Here is a 17,094-nt window from a genome sequence, read left to right on the forward strand (position 1 = left end):
GAAGATTATGCGTCACACCCCTGAGTGGGCCCGTTCCCCGCACAGCATGCAGTCCGCCCCGTGGGACACGGCGACCGCCCCGGTCGCCTCCCGGCTACGCTGGCCGCGTGCCCCCTCTGCAGAAGGGCGCAAAGCCGACAGCCGTCGCATCCCAGGGAGAACATCCATGGCCTCGTCGCCGACCCCCACAGCCGACAGCCGGAACCGAGCCGCAGCGCTCCGTGAGGCGCTCGCCACCCGGGTGGTGGTGGCCGACGGCGCCATGGGCACCATGCTCCAGGCGCAGGACCCCACCCTCGAGGACTTCCAGAACCTCGAAGGGTGCAACGAGGTCCTCAACGTCACCCGGCCCGACATCGTCCGCTCGGTGCACGAGGAGTACTTCGCGGTCGGCGTGGACTGCGTCGAGACCAACACCTTCGGGGCCAACGCCTCCGCCCTGGGTGAGTACGACATCCCCGGCCGCATCCACGAGCTCTCCGAGGCCGGCGCGCGCATCGCCCGCGAGGTCGCCGACCGGTTCACCGAGGAGACGGGACAGCAGCGCTGGGTGCTCGGGTCCATCGGGCCCGGCACCAAGCTGCCGACGCTCGGACACGCGCCCTACACCGTCCTGCGCGACGGCTTCCAGCAGAACGCCGAGGGCCTCATCGCGGGCGGCGCCGACGCCCTCATCATCGAGACCACCCAGGACCTCCTGCAGACCAAGGCCGCCGTGCTGGGCGCGCGGCGCGCGCTGGAAGCCATGGGCAGCGACCTCCTGGTGCTGTGCTCCCTCGCCTTCGAGACGACCGGCACCATGCTGCTCGGCTCCGAGATCGGCGCCGCGCTGACCGCGCTCGAACCGCTCGGTGTCGACATGATCGGCCTGAACTGCTCGACCGGCCCCGCCGAGATGAGCGAGCACCTCCGCTACCTCACGCGCCACTCCCGCATCCCGCTGCTCTGCATGCCGAACGCCGGGCTGCCCGTGCTCACCAAGGACGGCGCACACTTCCCGCTCGACGCGGAAGGCCTGGCCGAAGCCCAGGAGACCTTCGTCCAGGAGTACGGCCTCTCCCTCGTCGGCGGCTGCTGCGGTACGACGCCGGAGCACCTGAGGCAGCTCGTCGAGCGGGTCCGCGGCTCCGAGCTCACCCCCCGGGACCCCCGCCCCGAGCCGGGGGCAGCCTCGCTCTACCAGACCGTGCCGTTCCGCCAGGACACCTCGTACCTCGCGATCGGCGAGCGTACGAACGCCAACGGGTCCAAGAAGTTCCGCGAGGCCATGCTCGAGGCCCGCTGGGACGACTGCGTGGAGATGGCCCGCGACCAGATCCGCGAGGGCGCGCACATGCTCGACCTCTGCGTCGACTACGTGGGCCGCGACGGCGTCGCCGACATGGAGGAGCTGGCCGGCCGCTTCGCCACCGCCTCCACGCTGCCGATCGTGCTGGACTCCACCGAGGTGCCCGTCCTGCGCGCCGGTCTGGAGAAGCTCGGCGGCCGGGCCGTACTGAACTCCGTCAACTACGAGGACGGCGACGGCCCCGAGTCCCGCTTCGCGAAGGTCGCCGGGCTGGCCGCCGAGCACGGCGCCGCCCTGATCGCGCTGACCATCGACGAGGAGGGCCAGGCCCGCACCGTCGAGCACAAGGTCGCCATCGCGGAACGGCTCATCGAGGACCTCACCACCAACTGGGGCATCCACGAGGCGGACATCCTCATCGACTGCCTCACCTTCACGATCTGTACCGGTCAGGAGGAGTCCCGCAAGGACGGGATCGCCACGATCGGCGCCATCCGCGAGCTGAAGCGCCGCCACCCCGACGTGCAGACCACGCTCGGCCTGTCCAACATCTCCTTCGGCCTGAACCCGGCCGCCCGCGTCGTCCTGAACTCCGTCTTCCTGGACGAGTGCGTGAAGGCGGGCCTGGACTCCGCGATCGTGCACGCCTCCAAGATCCTTCCGATCGCCCGGCTGGACGAGGAGCAGGTCAAGGTCGCACTCGACCTGATCCACGACCGGCGCGAAGAGGGCTACGACCCCCTCCAGCGGCTCATGGAGCTCTTCGAGGGCGTCAACATGAAGTCGATGAAGGCGGGCAAGGCCGAGGAACTCCAGGCCCTGCCGCTCGACGAGAGGCTCCAGCGCCGCATCATCGACGGCGAGAAGAACGGGCTGGAGGCGGACCTCGACGAGGCACTGGGGACCACGCCCGCCCTCGACATCGTCAACAACACCCTCCTCGAGGGCATGAAGGTCGTCGGCGAGCTCTTCGGCTCCGGTCAGATGCAGCTGCCCTTCGTGCTGCAGTCGGCCGAGGTCATGAAGACCGCGGTGGCCTACCTCGAACCGCACATGGAGAAGACCGACGCCGAGGGCAAGGGCACCATCGTGCTGGCCACCGTCCGGGGCGACGTCCACGACATCGGCAAGAACCTCGTCGACATCATCCTGTCCAACAACGGCTTCAACGTCGTCAACCTGGGCATCAAGCAGCCCGTCTCCGCGATCCTGGAAGCCGCCGAGGAGCACCGCGCCGACGTGATCGGGATGTCGGGCCTGCTGGTGAAGTCCACCGTGATCATGAAGGAGAACCTGGAGGAGCTGAACCAGCGCAAGCTGGCGGCCGACTACCCGGTGATCCTCGGCGGCGCGGCCCTCACCCGGGCCTACGTGGAGCAGGACCTGCACGAGATCTACGAGGGCGAGGTCCGCTACGCCCGCGACGCTTTCGAGGGCCTGCGCCTGATGGACGCGCTCGTCGCGGTCAAGCGCGGTGTCCCCGGCGCCGTACTCCCCGAGCTGAAGCAGCGCCGGGTCCCCAAGCGGGACACCGCGCAGACCGAGGTCGTGGAGCCGGAGGACGGCGTGCGGTCCGACGTCTCCGTCACCAACCCCGTCCCCGAGCCGCCGTTCTGGGGCACCCGGGTCGTCAAGGGCATCCAGCTCAAGGAGTACGCGTCCTGGCTGGACGAAGGCGCCCTGTTCAAGGGCCAGTGGGGTCTCAAGCAGGCCCGCGCCGGCGACGGCCCCACGTACGAGGAGCTCGTGGAGCGCGAGGGCCGCCCGCACCTGCGCGGCTGGCTCGACAAGCTCCACACCGAGAACCTGCTGGAAGCCGCCGTCGTCTACGGCTACTTCCCCTGCGTCTCCAAGGGCGACGACCTGATCCTGCTGCACGAGGACGGCTCGGAGCGGACCCGCTTCACCTTCCCCCGCCAGCGCCGGGGCCGCCGTCTGTGCCTCGCGGACTTCTTCCGCCCCGAGGAGTCGGGGGAGACGGACGTGATCGGGCTCCAGGTCGTCACGGTCGGATCCAGGATCGGCGGCGCCACCGCGGAGCTCTTCGAGTCGAACTCCTACCGCGACTACCTGGAGCTGCACGGGCTGTCCGTGCAGCTGGCGGAGGCACTCGCCGAGTACTGGCACGCCCGCGTCCGCAGTGAGCTCGGCTTCGCGGGGGAGGACCCCTCCGACGTCGAGGACATGTTCGCGCTGAAGTACCGCGGGGCGCGCTTCTCCCTGGGTTACGGGGCCTGCCCCGACCTGGAGGACCGGGCCAAGATCGCCACGCTCCTGGAGCCCGAGCGGATCGGCGTGCACCTGTCCGAGGAGTTCCAGCTGCACCCGGAGCAGTCCACGGACGCCATCGTCATCCACCACCCCGAGGCGAAGTACTTCAACGCACGGTAAGCCGGTGTTCAACGCGCGGTGAGCGGCGCTTCGCGCGCCGTACGCGGACGAGTCGTAGAATGGTCGGTCCAGTGCAGGCCGGTCGTCGTTCCCACCGGGGAGACGGCCGGCCTTCTCGTCCCTCATGGAGGTGTGCCGGATGACCAGTACGGTCCCCGCGTCCCTGACCCGTACCGCCGAAGGGTCGGCGCTGCAAGCTGTCCTGCTCGACATGGACGGCACCCTGGTCGACACCGAAGGATTCTGGTGGGACGTGGAGGTCGAGGTCTTCGCCGACCTCGGGCACCGGCTGGACGAGGCCTGGCGGGACGTGGTCGTCGGCGGGCCGATGACCCGCAGTGCCGGATACCTCATCGAGGTCACCGGCGCCGCCATCACGCTCGAGAAGCTCACGGTGCTGCTCAACGACCGCTTCGAGGAGCGCATCGGGCACGGGGTGCCACTGATGCCGGGGGCGGCCCGGTTGCTCGCCGAGCTCGCGGCGCACGAGGTCCCCACCGCTCTGGTCTCCGCCTCCCACAGGCGCATCATCGACCGGGTCCTGGACTCGGTCGGCCGTCACCACTTCGCCCTCACGATCGCGGGCGACGAGGTCACCCGCACCAAGCCGCACCCCGACCCCTATCTCGCGGCGGCGGCGGGCTTCGGGGCGGACCCGTGGCGCTGCGCGGTCGTCGAGGACACGGCGACGGGCGTCGCCGCGGCTGAGGCGGCAGGCTGCCGCGTCGTCGCCGTACCCTCCGTGGCGCCCATCGCCCCCGCCCCCGGGAGAGCCGTCGTGCCCTCCCTGGAGCAGGTGGATCTCGCCTTCCTGCGCGGCCTGATCACCCCTGCCTGAGAAAGCGTTTTCCCGGCGGGGGCGCGGCTTTCCGGCGATGCGCCCCCGCGCGCAAATCAGGTCCATGTCAATAACTGCATCTGCATGCAGACGTGATGTTCGTCACTCCATGTGACGTCGGGCGCCCCTCAAGATCGACCGGGCTGTCCGTTTTGGGCGCCCATACGTCCGGGTTGGTGGAGTCGTGCACGAAACATTCCCGGACGCGACATGGACAACCCGTGATCGGTGATCACCGAGTGGATACGCCCGCGATCGGCACCGGTCAGGTCCCCCTGCGGCGCCTACTAATCTCGTTTTTCTCACATGCCGGAATGAGGGAGAACGTCCAGATGAACCGCAAGACGCTGGTGTTGCCGGCCGTAGCCGGCCTGCTCGCGCCTGTGCTCGCCGCCTGTGGTGGGTCGGACGACGGGGGCGATGCCATCGTGGTCGGGACGACGGACCAGTTCATCGCCTCGGCGGACAACCCCGCCCCGCTCGACCCGGCGATCGGCTACGAGGCGGGCGTCTGGAACGTGCTGCGCCAGACCGTGCAGACCCTGACCCACATACCGCGCGGCGGCGGGGAGCCGGTCCCCGAGGCGGCCGAGAGCTGCGCCTTCACGGACACGGAGAACGAGAGCTACCGCTGCACGCTGCGCGAGGGCCTCACGTTCGCCGACGGCACCCCCGTCACCCCGGAGGACGTGAAGTACTCCATCCAGCGCGTCATCGACATCAAGGACAAGAGCGGCCCGGTCGGTCTGCTCGCCAACATCGACACGATCGAGACCAAGGGCGAGAACCAGGTCGTCTTCCACCTGAGCACCCCGGACGCGACCTTCCCCTACAAGCTCGCCACCCCGCCCGCCGGCATCGTCCAGAAGGCCAAGTACCCGGCCAAGTCGGCGCGTGAGGGCTTCCAGGTCGACGGCTCCGGCCCCTACACGATGAAGCCGGAGGTCGAGGGCGACCAGGTCGTCAAGGTGGTCTTCACCAAGAACCCGAAGTACAAGGGCGATCTGAAGATCAACAACGAGAAGGTCGAGCTTGACCTCTTCCCCGACGCCGCGGCGATGGGCAAGGCGCTCGACGAGAAGAAGATCGACATGATGACGCGCACCATGTCGCCCGAGCAGGCCCAGCAGATGCTGGCGAAGCCGAAGGAGGGCGTGAAGCTCACCGAGATGCCCGGCCTCGCCATCAGCTACCTGGCCTTCAACACCGAGGACCCGGTGGTGAAGGACAAGGCCGTACGCCAGGCCATGGCCCAGGTCATCGACCGCGGTTCCATCGCGAGCAAGGTCTACGGCAGCACCGCCGAGCCGCTGTACTCGCTGATTCCGTCCGGCATCACCAGCCACACCAACTCGTTCTACAACGAGTACGGCGAGCCCAGTGTGGAGACGGCCGCAGGGATGCTGGAGAAGGCGGGCATCAGCACGCCGGTGAAGTTCACCCTGCACTACACGACGGACCACTACGGTCCCGCCACCAAGACCGAGTTCGAGGCACTGGCCGAGCAGCTCAACAACACAAAGCTCTTCGAGGTCGACGTCCAGGGCACCCCGTGGGCCAAGTACCGCCCGGCCCAGAAGAAGGGGGACTACGCGGTGTACGGCATGGGCTGGTTCCCCGACTTCCCGGACCCGGACACCTACATCGCGCCGTTCCTCGACGAGGGCAACTTCCTCAACTCGCCGTACAAGTCGGCCGAGGCGCAGAAGACGCTCATCCCGCAGTCCCGTCGCGAGGCGGACCGCAGCGCCGCGTCGCCGGCCTTCGAGAAGCTCCAGGACATCGTTGCCACCGACGTCCCCGTGCTCCCCATCTGGCAGGGCAAGCAGTACGTCGCCTCGCTGGACGGGCTGTCCGGTGTCGAATGGGCCGTCAACTCCTCGGCCGATCTCCAGCTCTGGGAGCTGGGCCGCGGCAACTCCTGACGCGGACGTCCCACAAGACCGGCGCGGGGCGGGGGGGCCGCCCCCCGCCCCCCCCCCGGCCCGCGCCCCCCCCCCCCCCCCCGGGGGGCCGGGGCCCCCCCCCCCCCCCCCCGCGCCGGTCTCGCTCCTCGCCTCACTGGGCCCCGGGGCGCACCAGGCCGCTCTCGTAGGCGTAGACGGCGGCCTGCACACGGTCGCGCAGGCTCAGCTTCGTCAGCACATGTCCCACGTGCGTCTTGACCGTCGTCTCGCTCACGAACAGGTCGGCCGCGATCTCCGCGTTGGACAGGCCGCGCGCCACCAGCTTCAGCACCTCGACCTCGCGCTCGGTGAGGGTGTGCAGGGCGTCCGGGACGGGCTCCTCGCCCGAGGGCAGATGATCGGCGTACTTGTCGAGCAGCCGGCGCGTGATGCTCGGCGCCAGCATCGCCTCTCCCGCGGCCACCACCCGGATGGCCTGCACCAGCTCGTTGGCAGGCGCGTCCTTCAGCAGGAAGCCGCTGGCTCCGGCGCGCAGCGCCTCGACCACGTACTCGTCGAGGTCGAACGTCGTCAGGACCAGGACCTTCGCCGGACCGTCCCGGCCGGGGCCGGTGATCTGGCGGGTCGCCTCGACACCGTCCATCCGCGGCATCCGGATGTCCATGAGCACGACATCGGGCTGCAGGGCCCGCACCTGGTCGATGGCCTGCAGGCCGTCACCGGCCTCACCGACCACCGCGAGGTCGCCCTCCGCCTCCAGAATCATCCGGAAGCCCGTGCGCAGCAGCGGTTGGTCATCGACCAGCAGGACGCGGATAGCCACGTAATCTCCTTAAGGGCCTTCGAGGGGCACCGGTTGGCCGGCCTCGGACGGCACCGGCTCCATTCTGCCCTGCACACCCTCCACCGGTTCCGCAGGGCGGACCGACAGGGGATAGACCGGGGGAGTCCCGCCGAACTCGGGGCAGACCGCCCGGTGATCGCACCAGCCGCACAGCTTCGTCGGCCTCGGCCGCCACTCGCCCGTCTCCGTCGCCAGCCGGATCGCGTCCCACAGGGCCAGCAGCTTGCGCTCGACCCGTTCGAGGTCGGCGGGCACCGGGTCGTACGTCAGGACGTCGCCGCTGCCGAGATAGACGAGCTGGAGCCGGCGCGGCACCACGTTCTTCAGGCGCCAGATCACCAGGGCGTAGAACTTCATCTGGAACAGCGCGCCCTCGGCGTACTCCGGCCGCGGCGCCTTGCCCGTCTTGTAGTCCACGATGCGGACCTCGCCCGTGGGAGCCACGTCGATCCGGTCGATCACCCCACGCAGCCGCAGCCCCGAGTCCAGCTCCGTCTCGACGAACAGCTCCCGCTCGGCCGGCTCCAGGCGGGTCGGGTCCTCCAGCGAGAACCACCGCTCCACGAGCCGCTCCGCCTCGCCCAGCCACCCCGCGAGCCGCTCGCCCTCCGGATCCCCCGCGAAGAGCTCCGTCAGCTCGGGCTTCGACTCCAGCAGCCGGTCCCACTGCCCGGGGATCAGCGCCTTGGCCCTCGGCGCCGTACGGTCCACCGCCGGGGCGTCGAAGAGCCGCTCGAGCACCGCATGCACGAGCGTGCCACGGGTAGCAGCCTCACTGGGCTTCTCGGGCAGTTTGTCGATGACCCGGAAGCGGTAGAGCAGGGGGCACTGCATGAAATCGCTCGCGCGCGACGGCGACAGGGACGAGGGTGGCTGAGGCGGGCGCGGTACGGACGTCATGTCGCAGACCCTACGGCCCGCCACCGACATCCAGCGGCATACCATCGACCACAGAGCTCGCGCACAGCATGATCGTGGCACGCGCCACCGACCGAAGGGACCCCGTGGACGAGAGCGGCGACAGCGGGCGCCCGCAGCCCGGCGCAGGGGGAACGGACCCCGGCACCGGACCGGACAAGGGCAAACCGCGACGCCCGGAAGATCCAGGCGGCGGCCTCCTCATGGGCCGTCCCTTCGGCGTGCCCGTCTACGTGGCACCCAGCTGGTTCGTCGTCGCGGCCCTCATCACCTGGGTCTTCGGCGGCCAGCTCGACCGGGTCCTGCCCGAGCTCGGCGGGGCCCGCTACCTGGTGGCGCTCTTCTTCGCCATCGCCTTCTACGCGTCCGTCCTGGTCCACGAGCTCGCCCACACCGTCGCCGCGCTGCGCTACAAGCTGCCCGTGCGCCGCATCCAGCTCCAGTTCTTCGGCGGTGTCTCCGAGATCGAGAAGGAGTCCGAGACCCCGGGCCGCGAATTCGTCCTCGCCTTCGTCGGGCCCCTGCTCTCCCTGGTCCTCGGTGGCCTCTTCTACATCCCGCTGCAGTTCGTCGAGGCGGGGACCGTACCCGGTGTGCTCCTCGCCGGCCTGATGATCTCCAACCTCATCGTCGCCGCGTTCAACCTGCTGCCCGGTCTGCCCCTGGACGGCGGCCGGATGCTCCGCGCGGTCGTATGGAAGATCACGGGCAAGCCGATGAGCGGCACCGTCGCCGCCGCCTGGGTCGGCAGGGGCCTGGCCGTCACGGTGCTCATCGGCCTGCCCCTCCTCACCCACACCGGCGCCCTCGGCAACACCACCAGCGAGATCAGCGGCGTGGAGACCGTCATGGACGCCCTGCTCGCCGCGATCCTCGCCGGAATCATCTGGACCGGTGCCGGCAACAGCCTGCGCATGGCGCGGCTGCGCGAGCACCTCCCCGACCTGCGGGCCCGCACCCTCACCCGGCGCGCCGTCCCCGTCGAGTCCGCCACCCCGCTCTCCGAGGCCCTGCGCCGGGCCAACGAAGCGGGCGCCCGCGCTCTGGTCGTGGTCGACGGACAGGGCACCCCCAAGGGTGTCGTCAGGGAGGCGGCCATCGCCGGCGTCCCCGAACACCGCAGGCCCTGGGTGGCCGTCAGCAGCCTCGCCCAGGACCTCACCGACGGCATGAAGGTCCCCGCCGAACTCGCGGGCGAAGCCCTCCTGGACCGGCTGAAGGCCACCCCGGCCACCGAGTACCTGGTCGTCGAGGAGACCGGGGAGATCTACGGCGTCCTGTCCACGGCCGACGTCGAGCACGCGTTCGTCAAGGCCATGGCCCGGCCTTCCGCCTGACACCCGGAAAGCGGCTCACGAAATACCGGTAGGCTGGTCACATGTCCGAACCGACCGGTGCCGCCCGCCGTCGCGGCCCATTCAAAGTCGGGGACCAGGTCCAGCTCACCGACCCCAAGGGACGCCACTACACCTTCACGCTCGAGGCCGGAAAGAACTTCCACACCCACAAGGGTTCTTTCCCGCACGACGAGCTGATCGGTGCTCCCGAGGGCAGTGTTGTCCGTACCACGGGAAACGTCGCCTACCTCGCGCTGCGCCCCCTGCTCCCCGACTACGTCCTGTCCATGCCCCGCGGTGCCGCCGTGGTCTACCCCAAGGACGCGGGGCAGATCCTGGCCTTCGCCGACATCTTCCCCGGCGCACGCGTCGTGGAAGCGGGAGTCGGCTCCGGAGCGCTCAGCACCTTCCTGCTGCGCGCCATCGGTGAGCAGGGCATGCTGCACTCCTACGAGCGCCGCGAGGACTTCGCCGAGATCGCCCAGCAGAACGTCGAGCGCTACTTCGGCTCGCCGCACCCCGCGTGGGAACTCACCGTCGGCGACCTCCAGGACAACCTCTCCGACACCGACGTCGACCGCGTCGTCCTGGACATGCTCGCCCCCTGGGAGTGCCTGGAGGCCGTCTCCAAGGCCCTCGTGCCCGGCGGCATCCTCTGCGCCTACGTCGCGACCACGACCCAGCTCTCGCGGACCGTCGAGTCCATCCGCGAGATCGGCTGCTTCGCGGAACCGCAGCCCTGGGAGTCGATGATCCGCAACTGGCACGTCGAGGGACTGGCCGTGCGGCCCGACCACCGGATGATCGGCCACACCGGCTTCCTCGTCACCGCCCGCCGTCTCGCGGACGGCGTCGAACCGCCGCTGCGCCGCCGCCGCCCCTCCAAGGGTGCCTACGGCGAGGACTACGACGGTCCCGGCAGCCGCAGCGGCTCGGCCGCCCGCGACTGACCGTCACAACGCGCAGGCGCCGCCGCCGAGTTCCCCGGACCGACCCGGGAGCCCGGCGGCGCCTTTCCGTGGCCCGGGACGGCCCCCGCCGTTCCCCTCGGGTGTGAGGTGTGGCACGATGCTGGCCACCCCCGCCCGCCGACCCCGTTCGGCATCGCCTGCCCAGGCCCTCCAGGAACCACAGGAGACATACCGCGTGCAGACCTCCGCGCTCCCGGACCTCGCGCACACCGACGCCAAGCCGGTGCACTGGCTCGCGACGGCCACGGCGATGGCAGCCGTCGTCGCCCTCGCGGGAATGCTCCAGCCGGAGGCGGCCACCGCGACCGCCTCGGCGTCCGAGCCCCGCGTCACCACGCAGCAGGGCGCGGCCCCGCCCGCGAAGGCGCCCGACCCGGCCGGCGCGGCCTTCCCGCTCGACTGCGGCGCCTCGGGGCACACCGTGGCCGACAGCGCCTCCGGAGACCTGGACGGGGACGGAGGACCCGAGACCGTAGCGGTCGTCCACTGCGCCGCGGGGTCCGGCACCCCGCCCCAGGGCATCTACGTCCTGACACAGCGGAGCGGGGCCACACCCCGGGTCGTGGCGACCCTGGTGGACCCCGCCCAGAAGCTGACGGTGACCGATTTCACCGTCCGCGACGGTCTGGTCTCGGCGACCCTGCTCGGCTACTCCTCGATCGACGTACCGCGCTGCTGCCCCGACGAGCGGGAGAGCGCGACCTGGCAGTGGAAGGGCAACGCCTTCGTCAGGTCCGCCGGTTCCGGCGGGAGCGCCGCGCGGGCCGCCTGAGCGGTCACTCCGCGTCCGGCCCGAAAACCTCCACGTTGTCCGCGACGCGGCGCACGTGGATGCAGTCGCCCGGGCACTCCTTCGCCGAATCCACCACGTCCTGGAGCAGCGGCAGCGGCACCGGCGTGGTCGCGCCCTTGTCCTGGAGGAGCTCGTCGTCCGCGCTCTTCACGTACGCCAGACCGTCGATGTCCAGCTCGAACACCTCGGGCGCGTACTGCACGCAGATGCCGTCGCCCGTACAGAGATCCTGGTCGATCCAGACCTCGAGATCCTGGGTGTCGCTGTCGCCCGGAGCGTCCTGCTGCACGGTCATGTGTCCTGCCGTTCCTGCGTGTCTGCACCAATTGAAGCCAGCCCTGACGGGTGTTGAACGCTTCGACGATACAACCGGCTGCATTCCGGTGCCGAAGGGTGGGTATTCCCCTGGCGTGAGGGAGAGCGCAAGGGTGAAGATCGGACAGACTCCCGGGTCTTTGTGATCTAGGGGTTTCAATCATCACCCACCCAGGTAGGGTCAGGAAGCGTCCAGCTCCCCTTGGAGGAGGTGAGGACCGTGGCAGCCCACGACGACGACATCAACCGCGGCATCCGGCCCGGGCGGGGGTCAGAAGACCCAGCCGGCCAGGTTGCCTATCTCGAGCAGGAAATCGCCGTCCTGCGACGTAAGCTCGCCGACTCTCCGCGTCATACGAGGATTCTCGAAGAGCGGATCGTCGAGTTGCAGACCAACCTGGCAGGCGTGTCCGCGCAGAACGAGCGGCTCGCCGGCACACTCCGGGAGGCCCGCGACCAGATCGTGGCCCTCAAGGAGGAGGTCGACCGGCTCGCGCAGCCGCCGGCCGGCTTCGGTGTCTTCCTGCAGGCCAACGAGGACGACACCTGTGACATCTTCACCGGGGGCCGCAAGCTCCGGGTGAACGTCAGCCCCAGCGTCGAGCTGGAAGGCCTCCGGCGAGGCCAGGAAGTCATGCTCAACGAAGCGCTCAACGTGGTCGAGGCCATGGAATTCGAGCGGGCCGGGGACATCGTCACCCTCAAGGAGATCCTCGAGGACGGCGAGCGCGCCCTGGTCATCGGGCACACCGACGAGGAACGGGTGGTGCGGCTCGCCGAGCCTCTCCTGGACATCACCATCCGCCCCGGCGACGCCCTGCTGCTCGAACCCAGGTCCGGCTACGTCTACGAAGTGGTCCCCAAGAGCGAGGTCGAGGAACTCGTTCTCGAAGAGGTCCCGGACATCGACTACAACAAGATCGGCGGTCTGGGCGACCAGATCGAACTGATCCGCGACGCGGTCGAGCTCCCGTACCTCCACCCGGACCTCTTCAAGGAGCACGAACTGCGCCCGCCGAAGGGCATCCTGCTCTACGGCCCTCCGGGCTGCGGCAAGACGCTCATCGCCAAGGCGGTCGCCAACTCGCTGGCCAAGAAGGTCGCCGAGGTCACCGGACAGCCCGCGGGGAAGAGCTACTTCCTCAACATCAAGGGGCCCGAGCTCCTCAACAAGTACGTCGGAGAGACCGAGCGGCACATCCGCCTCGTCTTCCAGCGTGCCCGGGAGAAGGCGAGCGAGGGCACCCCCGTCATCGTCTTCTTCGACGAGATGGAATCCCTCTTCCGCACCCGTGGTTCCGGTGTCAGCTCGGACGTGGAGAACACCATCGTCCCCCAGCTGCTCGCCGAGATCGACGGTGTGGAGGGCCTGGAGAACGTCATCGTCATCGGTGCCTCCAACCGTGAGGACATGATCGACCCCGCGATCCTGCGGCCCGGCCGTCTCGATGTAAAGATCAAGATCGAGCGTCCGGACGCGGAGGCGGCGAAGGACATCTTCGCGAAGTACCTCACCCCCTCGCTGCCGCTGCACTCGGACGACCTGGCCGAGCACACCGGCTCGAAGGAGGCGGCCGCCCACGCGATGATCCAGTCCGTCGTGGAGCGGATGTACACGGAATCCGAGGAGAACCGCTTCCTCGAGGTCACCTACGCGAACGGCGACAAGGAAGTCCTGTACTTCAAGGACTTCAACTCCGGAGCGATGATTCAGAACATCGTCGACCGGGCGAAGAAAATGGCCATCAAGGCATTCCTCGAGCAGGGCCAGAAGGGCCTGCGCGTCTCCCACCTCCTCCAGGCATGCGTGGACGAGTTCAAGGAGAACGAGGACCTGCCCAACACCACGAACCCGGACGACTGGGCCAGGATTTCCGGAAAGAAGGGCGAGCGGATCGTGTTCATCCGCACACTCGTCACCGGAAAGCAGGGCGCGGACACCGGTCGCTCCATCGACACGGTGGCAAACACCGGACAGTACCTGTAAAACGCAGACCGGCTGCGGATTCCCGGAAGGGCATCCGCAGCCGGCCGTTTTCCCCGAAGTCCGGCCACACCCGAACAATGACGTAATTGATCTCCCCACCGGCGCAGAGGCGCTCTAGGCTCTGCGGTACCGCCGAGTCGCGCAGCGCGGGTACGGACACCGCACGCGTACCGGCCAGCAGCGGTACGTGAGCGCCGCTCCCGGACGGGAGCGACGCCGGGCAAGGAGGGCCGCATGACCGTACGGCGAGTAATGGGCATCGAGACGGAGTACGGGATCTCCGTCCCCGGTCAACCCAACGCCAATGCCATGCTCACCTCGTCCCAGATCGTCAACGCCTACGCGGCGGCGATGCACCGGGCGCGCCGCGCCCGCTGGGACTTCGAGGAGGAGAATCCGCTGCGGGACGCGCGAGGCTTCGACCTCGCCCGTGAGACCGCCGACTCCAGCCAGCTCACCGACGAGGACATCGGCCTGGCCAATGTCATCCTCACCAACGGCGCGCGGCTCTACGTCGACCACGCGCACCCCGAATACAGCTCACCCGAGATCACCAATCCGCTGGACGCGGTGCTCTGGGACAAGGCCGGCGAGCGGGTGATGGCCGAGGCCGCCGAGAGGGCGGCAGCCATCCCCGGGGCCCAGCCGATCCATCTCTACAAGAACAACACCGACAACAAGGGCGCGTCCTACGGCACGCACGAGAACTACCTGATGAAGCGGGAGACCCCGTTCTCGGACATCGTGCGCCACCTGACCCCGTTCTTCGTCTCCCGCCAGGTCGTCACCGGCGCGGGCCGGGTCGGCATCGGCCAGGACGGCCATGAGCACGGCTTCCAGATCAGCCAGCGGGCCGACTACTTCGAGGTCGAGGTCGGCCTCGAGACCACCCTCAAGCGCCCCATCATCAACACCCGCGACGAACCCCACTCCGACGCGGAGAAGTACCGCAGGCTGCACGTCATCATCGGCGACGCCAACCTCTCCGAGATCTCGACCTACCTGAAGCTCGGCACCACCTCGCTGGTCCTGGCCATGATCGAGGACGGCTTCATCAACGTCGACCTGGCCGTCGACCAGCCGGTGCGCACCCTGCACCAGGTCTCGCACGACCCGACGCTGAAACAGCTGGTCACACTGCGCAGCGGCAGGACACTCACCGCTGTCCAGCTGCAGATGGAGTACTTCGAGCTCGGCCGCAAGTACGTCGAGGAGCGGTACGGGGCCGACGCCGACGAGCAGACCAAGGACGTCCTGGCCCGCTGGGAGGACACCCTGAACCGTCTGGAGAACGACCCGATGAGCCTGTCGGGCGAGCTGGACTGGATCGCCAAGCGGGAGCTCATGGAGGGCTACCGGCGCCGTGACGGCCTGGACTGGGACGCCCCCCGGCTGCACCTGGTGGACCTCCAGTACGCCGACGTGCGGGCCGAGAAGGGCCTGTACAACCGCCTGGCGGCCCGCGGGAAGATCAAGCGCCTGCTGGACGAGGCCGACGTCGAGCGGGCCCGTACGAAGCCGCCCGAGGACACCAGGGCCTATTTCCGGGGCCGCTGCCTCGAGCAGTACGCCGACGACGTCGCCGCGGCCTCCTGGGACTCCGTGATCTTCGATCTGCCCGACCGTGACTCCCTCCAGAGGGTGCCCACCATGGAACCGCTGCGGGGTACACGTAGTCACGTCAAGGACCTCCTGGACCGCTGCCGCACCGCGGAAGAGCTGGTCCGCACGCTCACAGGGGGCTGAAAGGCGCTCCGGCTGGGAATCAATGAGATGACCTCCGGACGTTGAGGAAAGTACCGGGCCAATGTCGGACCCCGTAGGTAGGGTCTGATCAAGTGCTTCGAACCGAGCGGGGTGAGCTACATGGCGACCAAGGACACCGGCGGCGGACAGCAGAAGGCCACACGTTCCACCGAGGAGACCGAGGAGCAGGCGCAGGAAGCGCAGGCGTCCGAGGACCTCGCGGAGCGACAGGAGAAGCTCAGCGAGGACGTGGACGACGTCCTCGACGAGATCGACGACGTACTCGAGTCCAATGCCGAGGATTTTGTTCGAAGCTTCGTACAAAAAGGCGGACAGTAAGAAAAAATGTCCGAATCGGGCGAAGAGAAGTGGTGCTCCGGCTGTAAGAGGAACTTGCCACTCCCCTCCTTCGCGTCGGACAAGAACCGACGTGACGGGCTTCAACCTCGGTGCCGGGGGTGCGTGGCTGCCTATGGGGCCGCGCACTACCGGCGCCGCCGGGAGGCTGAAGGCAAGCCGGTAAGGCAGCGCGTGGACGTTCCGCAGGGGCACAAGGAGTGCCGGACGTGTGGAGAAGTCAAGCCGCACGGCGAGTGGCACCGTAACTCCACTGCCACCGACGGCTCGGCGACGCGCTGTAAAGCATGCAAGGCCATTCAGGGACGCGCAGGTCATCTGAAGCGCCACTACGGCATGACCGAGGCTCAGCGCGACGCCATGGTCTCGTCGCAGTCGGGTGTCTGCACGATCTGTCTAGCTGCGCCCGCCGTTCATGTGGATCACTGTCACAGGACGGGTAGGGTCCGAGGCGTACTGTGCTTCAACTGCAATTCGGCCATCGGCAAGTTGGGAGATGATCCTGACTCCTTGCGCAGGGCCATCGCATACCTGGAGGGAAACGCGTGGAAGCCAACACTCGTAGCACCGGGCGTCTACCAGCTGCCTTCCTGACGCCGGGTTCGTCCTCGTTCATGGACTTCCTGTCCGACCACTCTCCCGAGATCCTGCCCGGCAACCGCAGTCTGCCGCCGCTGCAGGGCGCGATCGAGGCGCCGCACGGCACCACCATCGTGGCCGCCTCGTTCCCCGGCGGAGTGGTGCTGGCCGGTGACCGGCGGGCCACCATGGGCAACATGATCGCGCAGCGCGACATCGAGAAGGTCTTCCCGGCCGACGAGTACTCGGCGGTGGGCATCGCCGGCACGGCGGGTCTGGCCGTGGAGATGGTCAAGCTGTTCCAGCTGGAGCTGGAACACTTCGAGAAGGTCGAGGGCGCCACGCTCTCCCTGGAGGGCAAGGCCAACCGGCTCTCCACGATGATCCGCAGCAATCTGGCGATGGCCATGCAGGGCCTCGCGGTCGTCCCGCTCTTCGCGGGGTACGACCTCGACCGCGAGAAGGGCCGGATCTTCTCGTACGACGTCACGGGCGGGCGCTCCGAGGAGCACGGCTACGCGGCCACCGGTTCCGGCTCGGTCTTCGCCCGCGGCTCCATGAAGAAGCTGTACCGCGACGACCTGACGGAGGAGCAGGCGCTCACCCTGGTCGTGCAGGCGCTGTACGACGCCGCCGACGACGACTCGGCGACCGGCGGCCCGGACGTGGCCCGCAGGATCTACCCGATCGTCACCGTCATCACCGACGAGGGCTTCCGCAAGCTGAACGACACGGAATCCTCGGAGATCGCGCGCGCGATCCTGGAGCGCCGGCTGGAGCAGCCCGACGGCCCCCGCGCCGCGCTGCTCTGACCGGTCCCAAG

Annotated in this window: 14 protein-coding genes; 11 read left to right on the forward strand and 3 right to left on the reverse strand. The window is 68.9% G+C overall.

The annotated features are described in order from the left end of the window. Nucleotides 1-166: 166 nt before the first annotated feature. The 3 genes from metH (at nt 167) to ACFYQ6_RS25055 (ending at nt 6,442) form a co-directional block, all read left to right on the forward strand. Nucleotides 167-3,679 (forward strand): methionine synthase, encoded by a 3,513-nt coding sequence (gene metH, locus ACFYQ6_RS25045; RefSeq protein ID WP_388765016.1) that lies wholly within the window; start codon nt 167-169, stop codon nt 3,677-3,679. Nucleotides 3,680-3,818: 139 nt separating this feature from the next. After that, nucleotides 3,819-4,517 (forward strand): HAD family phosphatase, encoded by a 699-nt coding sequence (locus ACFYQ6_RS25050; RefSeq protein WP_361574623.1) that lies wholly within the window; start codon nt 3,819-3,821, stop codon nt 4,515-4,517. A 332-nt stretch (nt 4,518-4,849) separates the two neighbouring features. Then, on the forward strand, nt 4,850-6,442 hold the full coding sequence (locus ACFYQ6_RS25055) for an ABC transporter substrate-binding protein (RefSeq protein WP_361574965.1): 1,593 nt from the start codon (nt 4,850-4,852) through the stop codon (nt 6,440-6,442). Nucleotides 6,443-6,575: 133 nt separating this feature from the next. Here the strand turns inward: ACFYQ6_RS25055 and ACFYQ6_RS25060 are convergent, their stop codons facing one another. Then, entirely contained in the window at nt 6,576-7,247 is a 672-nt protein-coding gene (locus ACFYQ6_RS25060) for a response regulator transcription factor (protein WP_145806554.1), read from the reverse strand. A 9-nt stretch (nt 7,248-7,256) separates the two neighbouring features. Further along, a complete protein-coding gene (locus ACFYQ6_RS25065; RefSeq protein WP_361574962.1) occupies nt 7,257-8,102 on the reverse strand; it encodes a PD-(D/E)XK nuclease family protein in 846 nt (281 codons plus the stop codon). A gap of 170 nt (nt 8,103-8,272) precedes the next feature. Here ACFYQ6_RS25065 and ACFYQ6_RS25070 point away from each other — a divergent pair, with 170 nt between their 5' ends. From ACFYQ6_RS25070 to ACFYQ6_RS25080, 3 genes are all read left to right on the forward strand, one after another. Next, complete coding sequence (locus ACFYQ6_RS25070) at nt 8,273-9,523, forward strand: site-2 protease family protein (RefSeq protein WP_361574959.1); 1,251 nt, start codon at nt 8,273-8,275, stop codon at nt 9,521-9,523. A gap of 41 nt (nt 9,524-9,564) precedes the next feature. Beyond that, the gene (locus ACFYQ6_RS25075) at nt 9,565-10,473 is read left to right on the forward strand and encodes a tRNA (adenine-N1)-methyltransferase (RefSeq protein WP_145806550.1); all 909 of its coding nucleotides are present in this window, start codon (nt 9,565-9,567) and stop codon (nt 10,471-10,473) included. A gap of 196 nt (nt 10,474-10,669) precedes the next feature. Next, complete coding sequence (locus tag ACFYQ6_RS25080; RefSeq protein WP_361574619.1) at nt 10,670-11,266, forward strand: hypothetical protein; 597 nt, start codon at nt 10,670-10,672, stop codon at nt 11,264-11,266. 4 nt (nt 11,267-11,270) lie between these two features. On the opposite strand, the gene ACFYQ6_RS25085 is transcribed toward ACFYQ6_RS25080, so the two are convergent. After that, the gene (locus ACFYQ6_RS25085; RefSeq protein ID WP_361574616.1) at nt 11,271-11,582 is read right to left on the reverse strand and encodes a ferredoxin; all 312 of its coding nucleotides are present in this window, start codon (nt 11,580-11,582) and stop codon (nt 11,271-11,273) included. A gap of 240 nt (nt 11,583-11,822) precedes the next feature. On the opposite strand from ACFYQ6_RS25085, the gene arc reads away from it, so the two are divergent. The 5 genes from arc to prcB all read left to right on the forward strand — a co-directional run bounded on the left by arc (nt 11,823) and on the right by prcB (nt 17,083). Beyond that, a complete protein-coding gene (gene arc, locus ACFYQ6_RS25090) occupies nt 11,823-13,589 on the forward strand; it encodes a proteasome ATPase (protein WP_361574613.1) in 1,767 nt (588 codons plus the stop codon). 234 nt (nt 13,590-13,823) lie between these two features. Next, entirely contained in the window at nt 13,824-15,335 is a 1,512-nt protein-coding gene (gene dop, locus ACFYQ6_RS25095) for a depupylase/deamidase Dop (protein ID WP_361574610.1), read from the forward strand. A 120-nt stretch (nt 15,336-15,455) separates the two neighbouring features. Beyond that, nucleotides 15,456-15,674 (forward strand): ubiquitin-like protein Pup, encoded by a 219-nt coding sequence (locus tag ACFYQ6_RS25100; RefSeq protein WP_361574607.1) that lies wholly within the window; start codon nt 15,456-15,458, stop codon nt 15,672-15,674. Nucleotides 15,675-15,680: 6 nt separating this feature from the next. Beyond that, nucleotides 15,681-16,286, forward strand: coding sequence for an endonuclease VII domain-containing protein (locus tag ACFYQ6_RS25105; protein WP_361574604.1), 606 nt, complete (start codon nt 15,681-15,683; stop codon nt 16,284-16,286). Next, entirely contained in the window at nt 16,238-17,083 is an 846-nt protein-coding gene (gene prcB / locus ACFYQ6_RS25110) for a proteasome subunit beta (RefSeq protein ID WP_361574601.1), read from the forward strand. Before ACFYQ6_RS25105 ends, prcB begins: the two co-directional genes overlap by 49 nt. The last annotated feature ends 11 nt before the right edge of the window (nt 17,084-17,094 follow it).

Origin of the sequence: Streptomyces sp. NPDC005494 (assembly GCF_042872025.1) — a bacterium.
Lineage (GTDB): Bacteria > Actinomycetota > Actinomycetes > Streptomycetales > Streptomycetaceae > Streptomyces.